The sequence below is a fragment of the Winogradskyella algicola genome (genome assembly GCF_005869935.1).
Taxonomy (GTDB): domain Bacteria; phylum Bacteroidota; class Bacteroidia; order Flavobacteriales; family Flavobacteriaceae; genus Winogradskyella; species Winogradskyella algicola.
Genome location: NZ_SZQF01000001.1, coordinates 1,018,081 through 1,025,697, shown reverse-complemented (window position 1 = coordinate 1,025,697; position 7,617 = coordinate 1,018,081). Strand labels below are relative to the sequence as shown.

Sequence of the window (7,617 nt, the reverse complement as noted above, 5' to 3'; positions counted from 1 at the left end):
TTTAATGCCGCTTTGTGTGAATGAACTTACCCAAACCTGCCACATTGTGTCCGTTTAGGGGCTGCAAATATAAAACCCTTTTCATTACCACCAAATTCTTTTTAAACTTTTATTGAAGAAATTTTTAACAAGGCAAGTCAATAGACTGAAATACAAATATGTAATCTAAAAATAAATCTAAAACTTTATAAGAAAAAGTCCCATACCAAACCAAAACGAATGGTAAAGTCCCTATAAGGGTGATTAGGAGCTGAGAAATAATCATAACCTGTAAATGAGGAATTGAAATGTTCTGCTTTAAAGAAAATACGAGTTTGCCTCACTTTTGCATTAATAAAAAAGTCTAATCTTGGAAAACCACCAATCTTAGTTGAATTCTGAGTATAGAATTCTGCTAAGACAGGATCATACCCATTCATGTTGTATTCTGTAAAATAATTGAATGTTACCCCTGTTTGGAGTTGCATGGCTTTCTTAAAAATATGGTTTGAATAGTAAAGCGTATTTCTAGAAATTAGTGTAGGTACGTTTAATACTTCTGCATCACTTAAAACATTCTGATACATAATTGTGTTGTCTAAAGCAAAGTTACCAACTCTAAATTCTCTCTGAACCTTTAACCTTAAATATTGTAATGAACTATTTAACTGTTGCGGACTGATAAGCCTTACGCCATCTTCATTGATTTCATCTAAATTGAAATATGTATAATTTTCAATGTTTGAAATATCTAAAGATGCATTAAAAAACTTTTGGGACTTAATATTAAACCTTAACTGTTGAGTATTGATGTTATTAAATTGATTGAAATTATACCAATTATAGTTAGTATAATCACTTTGATATAATAAATAGTTATAGTTTGGTAATTTAGAACTAATATTAATCCCACCAGAAATATTAATGTCATCATTAAGTTTTAGTCCAAGTTCTGCATCAATATAACTACCTGCAAACTCATCAGACAGATTTAAACTTGCTTTACCCTGTAAATGAATTGACTTGATGGTCTTTTTATATGATGCATCTAATCCTAAATAATCAGCCTTTATTCTATTTGGTATTAATTCCTCAGGGAATAAAACTACGCTATTATATCCATAGTTGATATTGGTATAATTTATTCCAAATGTAATTTCCCCTAAAATATTATTTATGAATTCAGCATAAACTTTTGTTCTAAAGTCTTCGAGTTTAACTTTATCATTAATTCTACTTGTAAAAGAGTCACCAAAATAATCACTTGAAGGTGAATCTTGATAGTATTGAAAATATTTGTCTTCAAAGAAAACCTCGTTTACGATCGTTAGTCTATTGTTATTAATTGAGTCTTTTTTATTTACAATGTCGTAAGAGTGACTTAAGAAAAATCTTTTTCCTTTTAAAATACTTTCTGCATCTTCGAAATTCATATCAAAAACTGACCTATCTAAAAACTCTTCATCACCAGATGTGAAATTTTCTAAATCTTCATCCTTAATTCCTCCATTCTCTTGATTAAGAAAATCTTGCATTACAATATGTCCCTTAGCTTTGTACCGATTATTTTTTGTATTGTAATTTGAGGTTACCCTAAAATTACCTGTACTGGTTAATGCATTTTGGTAATTACCCAATGACCTCAAACCTTTATATGCTATTGAAAAGTTAAACTGTCTCGAAAGGTTTACAGCGAAAAAAGCATCTAACATCTGCCCTTGTTCAAAAGCTGTCTTATATGTCAGTCTTGTCCACGGTGTTGGCACTTCATAATACTTAGTGTCGTCATTTTCTAAATAATTAAAATGTCTTGCTCTGGCACCAAATAAGGGCTTGGTTTCATCACTTATATAATTAATACTTAAAGAATTGTAAGTCTGACCTATATTGGCAAAAGGCATTAACCCAAAGTTGTCTCTCTGTAAATAATTAAATTTATAATCCTTTTTTATGGTCAAAGTGGTGTCAACTATAGAGGTATCTACTTCGGTGTTGTACTGCAAATACATGTCAATAGAAGCAATATTTTTGAATCCTCGTGACCTTTTAACTGCACTTGAATCATTATTATTAAAAAAACCATTATTTACTGTTGCAGTAGCTCTATTTAACTTTCTTTGAGCTGAAAGACATTGAGTTATAAAACCAAATAAAAGAAGTATTAAGATATTTTTGTGCAATGGCTTGAGCATATACTAATAACAAGGTATAATTTTATTTATTGTCTTAATTGCAGAACAAGGATTGTTTCTTGTAATTTTTGGCTAAAATACAATTTCGTTTTCTTATTAGTTATTACTCTGAAGTAATATTGAAGAAAAACTATCTAATAAGTTATCTAAGCTTATTTGTCATAATATACTTTGTTAAGATGGTAAATAAGTTAAACAATGATATTTTTGTACAAAGTAAATTATGTTATCCAAATAATATTCAATTCTAACTAATTAAAATAATTATGAGACAACTATTAATTTTCATTTTCTTTATTCTAGCATTATATTCTTGTACTAATGACAAAGATGGTTACAAGATTAAAGGTTCTGCAACAGGATTAGTAGATGGTTCTACTATTTATTTAAAAACTTTAAATAAAGACGGAAGAGAACTAATAATTGACACGGCTATTGTAACGAAGGGGAAATTTAATATTACAGGCAATATAAGTGAACCTACAATTCATTTTCTATCTACTTCTAATTCTCGAGGGCAATTAATCTTCATGCTTGAAGATAGTGATATAAAAATTGATCTTAATATTAACAATATTTATTTATCTCAGGTTTCGGGATCTAAATCTAACGAAGATTTTTTACGCTTTCAAGCCGGTATGGACTCTATAAGACAAGAGAGTAACAATATTGTTTTGGCTTACAGGAAGTATGGACTTTCGAATGAGCAAAAAAAAGATTCGCTTCACAAATTACTTGAAAAGTCGAGTTTAGCAATGCAAGATTACCCACTTATATTTATTAAAAGAAATCCAACTAGTTATTTTAGCCTTAATCTAATTAATCTAGAAACTAATAAACTAAAGGTTGATCTAAACGGCTATTATAAAGCGTTTGAGAATTTATCGGATGACTTAAAAAACACGCCAAAAGGAATCATTGTTAAGAAAAAATTAGATTCTTTAATTTCAGTTCGTGAAGGTTCAAAACTATAATTAACCTTCTTTGAGCGTAAACTTAAGTTTCTTATAGATTTGGGTTCTGTTAAATAAAAAACGTCCTTTCTAAATTTAGAAAGGACGTTTTTTATTACTAATTTCTTCTGAGGTAAAAGGCAAGTTTTAATTTATTATTAACTTATGTGAACTGGTTCTACCACCTTCGAAAATATTAACCATGTAAACACCCGACTTAGCATCATCTAAAGTAATCGTTTCATTAAACAATAATGATTCGTTTCTAAATATCTGATCATGTACTAATCTACCTTGTAAATCATAAACCTCAATCTTAACATCGTTGTTTGAGTTATTACTATTTGACTCAAAACTTACTGTAAACTCACCGTTAGAAGGATTAGGAAATAATGTTAGCTTTCTATTCAAATCATTCTCATTTAAACTTAAGGTAAGATTATTTCCAGTTATTATCAAAGAGAAGTCTTGGGACTGTGGATCGAAAGGGCCACCAGTACTACCTTGTAATGTTCCTTTATGAGTCACTGTTAATGTATACATTCCACTAACTGGTGCATCTATGTCAACTCTTTCAATATTATCAACAGTATTATCAGCCTTAGAATTAGAAAATGCACTTCCGGAAAAATCGAGTTTCCATGGGAAATATGTAGTAGTTCCATCTGAAACTCTTAAGTCTAGGTCATTGACAAGTCTTGGGGTAGGATCATTAACAGTTCCGTTAGAAACTACACCTGGCATATCTGTCCAACATATAGTTGCTGATAGTTTTTCACCAGCTTCTGCTGAAAATGTGAAAGTATAAGTATCACCCTGATTTAAACTCAACTCATCTAGTACTGATTGTGAGTTATGCGCATCTTCTATGGTCTGAACAGCATCTCTGGCATTTAAAAATCCCCATCCAAAAATCGGATCAGGCCCTACAGTTAAATTGTCATCGATAGAAGTATGACAAACTAAACCTTTTAATGTAGATGCATTCATAAAACTACTGTTTAATTGGTTATAATATTGCTGCAATAACACAAGGGTGCCAGCAGTATTGGGTGATGCCATTGAAGTTCCTGAAAAAGTGGAATAAGTATTATTTGGTGTAGTAGACAATAAATTTGTGCCATCAGCAGCTATATCCGGCTTAATTCTTAAATCGTCTGTTGGACCTTGACTACTACTTGAATTGATGAACAGACTGGTTAATTCATAGCTACCACTAAAGAGAGGCTGCTCAGTAGCAGAAGGGTTAGCATTAGCGACTACAAGACTGTTTTTAGCATTTTTATCAGTAGTTAATTTGTCATAACCAGACAACATTCCTCCAGGATAACTTACTTGACCCGAGTTACCTGCTGAAAAAACAGGTAAATATTGAGGGTTGTTTCTTACAATAAGATCAATGTTTCTTGCGCTTTGTGTATAAGCTCCAATAAATGAAGCATCTAATTGGTTCCCACCTCCCTGATCAATAGGAACGCCATAAGAGTGATTAGAAATAATAATAGGATTAGTGAGGTCATTTACGGCTGCAACCATTTCTGATTCATCACTTGTCCAATTATATGACTTTACATTAACACCTGAGGCCATTCCTTTTGCAATTACGTTGGTTCCATTAGCAGAAATGGTACCAGTAACATGAGTTCCATGAGAACTAAAACCTGTATCGCCATCAACGATGTCATTATCAATTATAGCCACTCTAGATTCTGTTCCTGAGGAGTTATCAAATTCAGGGTGTGTATCTTGGGCAGGACCACCATCCCAAACACCTATAGTCATTCCTGATCCATCTAAGTCAAGACCCAAGCTACCTCCAGTCCATAATTCAACAGTTTTTGTTGCTCTTGCGGCTGCCAAATTATCAGTAGATCTATAGATTGGTTTGCCATTAACAACATCATGAATATGCATGAGCGTTATCCCATCATTTATTGGCGTGGCCTTTACATTAGGGTTATTTGCTAAAAAGTAATTTACTCTTTGTATCCTTAAATTTTCCTGTTCGTTCAGCTGTTCTAGTAACTCTCTATTTCCTTCTGACATATTGCCATTTACAGTTTGCGCATAAGTACAAAATGCATATAACAGAGTTATGCAAAGTAAAAAATTTCTCATTTTCATCATTTTTTTTAATTTTTTATGCAATATAAAGATATTTTGAATGAAATCATAGATAAAAAAAGCTACCTAATATATATTAGGTAGCTTTACATTAATTTTTAATTAAAATTTTAGTTAATTGTGAATGTTGATGAAGTTTGAGTAGGAACATTAGCAGGATTGCCACCAGGAACAGCTCCCGACGCCAAAGTAGATCCCAAAGATGTAACTTCAAAAGTAGTTCCACCATCACCATAAGAATCATATACTACGATTCCATAACTTCCAGATGCTAGACAGAAATCCAAACCAAATGTGGTATTATCTAGAGCATCATATTCACCGCCGTTTCCGCCTGAGAAAATTGGACTAGAAGTATCTGCTAAATCATAAATTTCCCAAGTACACTCTTCAGCCCAGTCATCAAATGTTAGGCTTAACGATACTATTGTATCCAAGCACTCTTCTGTTACTTCTATAATAAGTGGATCGCTCAAATTAACTCCAGATTCATCGACAAAATCTAGAATTAGTTCCTGAGTCACAAAACCTAGATTATCATCATCAGTAACTGATATGGAAAATGTCCCTTCGTTAGAATTTGCTGGAATCGTAACAGAACTAGGCACAGTATAATTAGCTAATAATGTAGAACTTTGGTCTACCTGGATCATAAATGTACGATCAGAACCAGTTTTATTTGCTGAATATACACTAATGTCTCTATCTGAAGTAGCGTCTTTTACAACATCAAACTTTGTAGGACCGCTTTCAAAAGTCACATAGTTGAATTCTGATGCTAACTCTTGTTCTTCGCAATTATAGAAAGTAGCGATGAATAGAGTGAGTAAAGTATAAATTGAAAGTTTTTTCATAAAAATTGGATTAAAAAGTTAGTTCTGCTCGTTAATTAAAACATTAAACTGTATTTCACGTTCAGGAATTTCAAAAGTAAAACGCTCTTCATCTGGGCAGATTGTTTCTCCAACAAAAGATAAATGATTGCTACCACGTGTAACACATCTTTGATTTCTCTTCATAGCCAAATAAGCTTTACCCTCACCCCATAACTCTATACGAGTTTGTAAATGAATTTCGTCTAATAAATCTTCACCAGATAGTGAATTTAAATAAGTTACGTCTGGTAAACGCTGAGTCAACAAATCACTTAAAGCAGTTCTAGCTGGCCCGTCTTGTCCCATTTTTGCTAAAGACTCTGCTTTTAGTAAGTGCATTTCAGCGATTCTCATGAAAACATAATCAGAAGTTGTTACCTGAGGTGCTCCCCCATAATTTCCGTTACTTTGATCTGAATAAAATTTGAAAAACGGCTGTAAATGTCTAGGATTAGCTGGACTATCGAAAAATTGAGCTTTTCTTACATCATTAGCTGGTATAGCATCAAATAAAGACTGATCAATAACTTTATAATCTCCAGCCCAAGCGTAGCTATATGAAAATGCGTCAACTTGACCCCACCAAGAGACAAGATTTAAACCTATTTCATTAGTTAAATCAAATCCCCAGATCCATCCTGGAGTAGAGACATTATTAAAACCACCTAAGACTTCAGAAGAACTCATTACTGAAGCACCACTTTCCGCTATAACATCGTTACATAAAGAAACAACTTCTGGTAATCTAGATGTATCTCTAGTAGAAGCAATAACATATGCTAAAATAGCTTTAGCAACAGGTGCATTTACAGCAGACTTAGAGGGACGATTAAACGTAGAAAGTAAATCGATGGCTCTGTTTAAATCTAATTCCATCTGAGCATAAATCACTGAGGTAGCTTCCTTAGCTTGACCAATATTTGTAGCTTCTAAGTACAAAGGTAATATTTCTGCACTTGGGTCGTAATCATTAGAGAAATACTGAGTCAGATAGAAGTAAGAGTGAGCTCTTAGAGCGAATGCTTGTCCAAGTATGTGTTTGTTAGCATCTAATTCTGGTTCAGCATCATTGCCACCTAGAGTTGCAATTACTGTATTAGCAGCCCTAATGATTGTATAATAATGCTGCCACACTTGTCTGTTGTCAGCAAAGGTAAAATCTTCTGTACACTGCATTTCTGTTATACTTGCACGGTACCATCCATAAGTACTAACTGATAACGCCATATCTGACGACAAAAAGTCAGAAAACAAATCATAGGCTTTGTGACCAAAGTCATCATGTCCTGTAGTACCTCCTGTTTGAGTAGAAATCATTGTTGAGTAAACACCTTGTAAGGTACCGTCAATAAGGCCAGGATTAAGAGCTGCCGCATCTGATAACTGACTTTGAGTTATGAAATCACCCTGTGGATCTTTGTCCAAAAATTCTTCTTCACACCCCATAAAAAAGAGTGTCGTAAGACATAATAAATAAATTACATTTTTTTTCAT

The 7,617-nt window shown here is 32.8% G+C and carries 5 protein-coding genes; 1 reads left to right on the top strand and 4 read right to left on the bottom strand.

Annotated elements, in window-relative coordinates:
• Positions 1–185: 185 nt before the first annotated feature.
• Entirely contained in the window at positions 186–2,171 is a 1,986-nt protein-coding gene (locus tag FC091_RS04450; RefSeq protein WP_138433055.1) for a putative porin, read from the bottom strand.
• Between the two features lie 266 nt (positions 2,172–2,437).
• Here FC091_RS04450 and FC091_RS04445 point away from each other — a divergent pair, with 266 nt between their 5' ends.
• On the top strand, positions 2,438–3,145 hold the full coding sequence (locus FC091_RS04445; RefSeq protein ID WP_138433054.1) for a DUF4369 domain-containing protein: 708 nt from the start codon (positions 2,438–2,440) through the stop codon (positions 3,143–3,145).
• A gap of 126 nt (positions 3,146–3,271) precedes the next feature.
• On the opposite strand, the gene FC091_RS04440 is transcribed toward FC091_RS04445, so the two are convergent.
• The 3 genes from FC091_RS04440 to FC091_RS04430 all read right to left on the bottom strand — a co-directional run bounded on the left by FC091_RS04440 (position 3,272) and on the right by FC091_RS04430 (position 7,617).
• The gene (locus tag FC091_RS04440) at positions 3,272–5,242 is read right to left on the bottom strand and encodes a S8 family serine peptidase (protein ID WP_171032454.1); all 1,971 of its coding nucleotides are present in this window, start codon (positions 5,240–5,242) and stop codon (positions 3,272–3,274) included.
• A 116-nt stretch (positions 5,243–5,358) separates the two neighbouring features.
• The gene (locus FC091_RS04435) at positions 5,359–6,102 is read right to left on the bottom strand and encodes a hypothetical protein (RefSeq protein ID WP_212745826.1); all 744 of its coding nucleotides are present in this window, start codon (positions 6,100–6,102) and stop codon (positions 5,359–5,361) included.
• A gap of 18 nt (positions 6,103–6,120) precedes the next feature.
• Entirely contained in the window at positions 6,121–7,617 is a 1,497-nt protein-coding gene (locus tag FC091_RS04430) for a RagB/SusD family nutrient uptake outer membrane protein (protein WP_138433052.1), read from the bottom strand.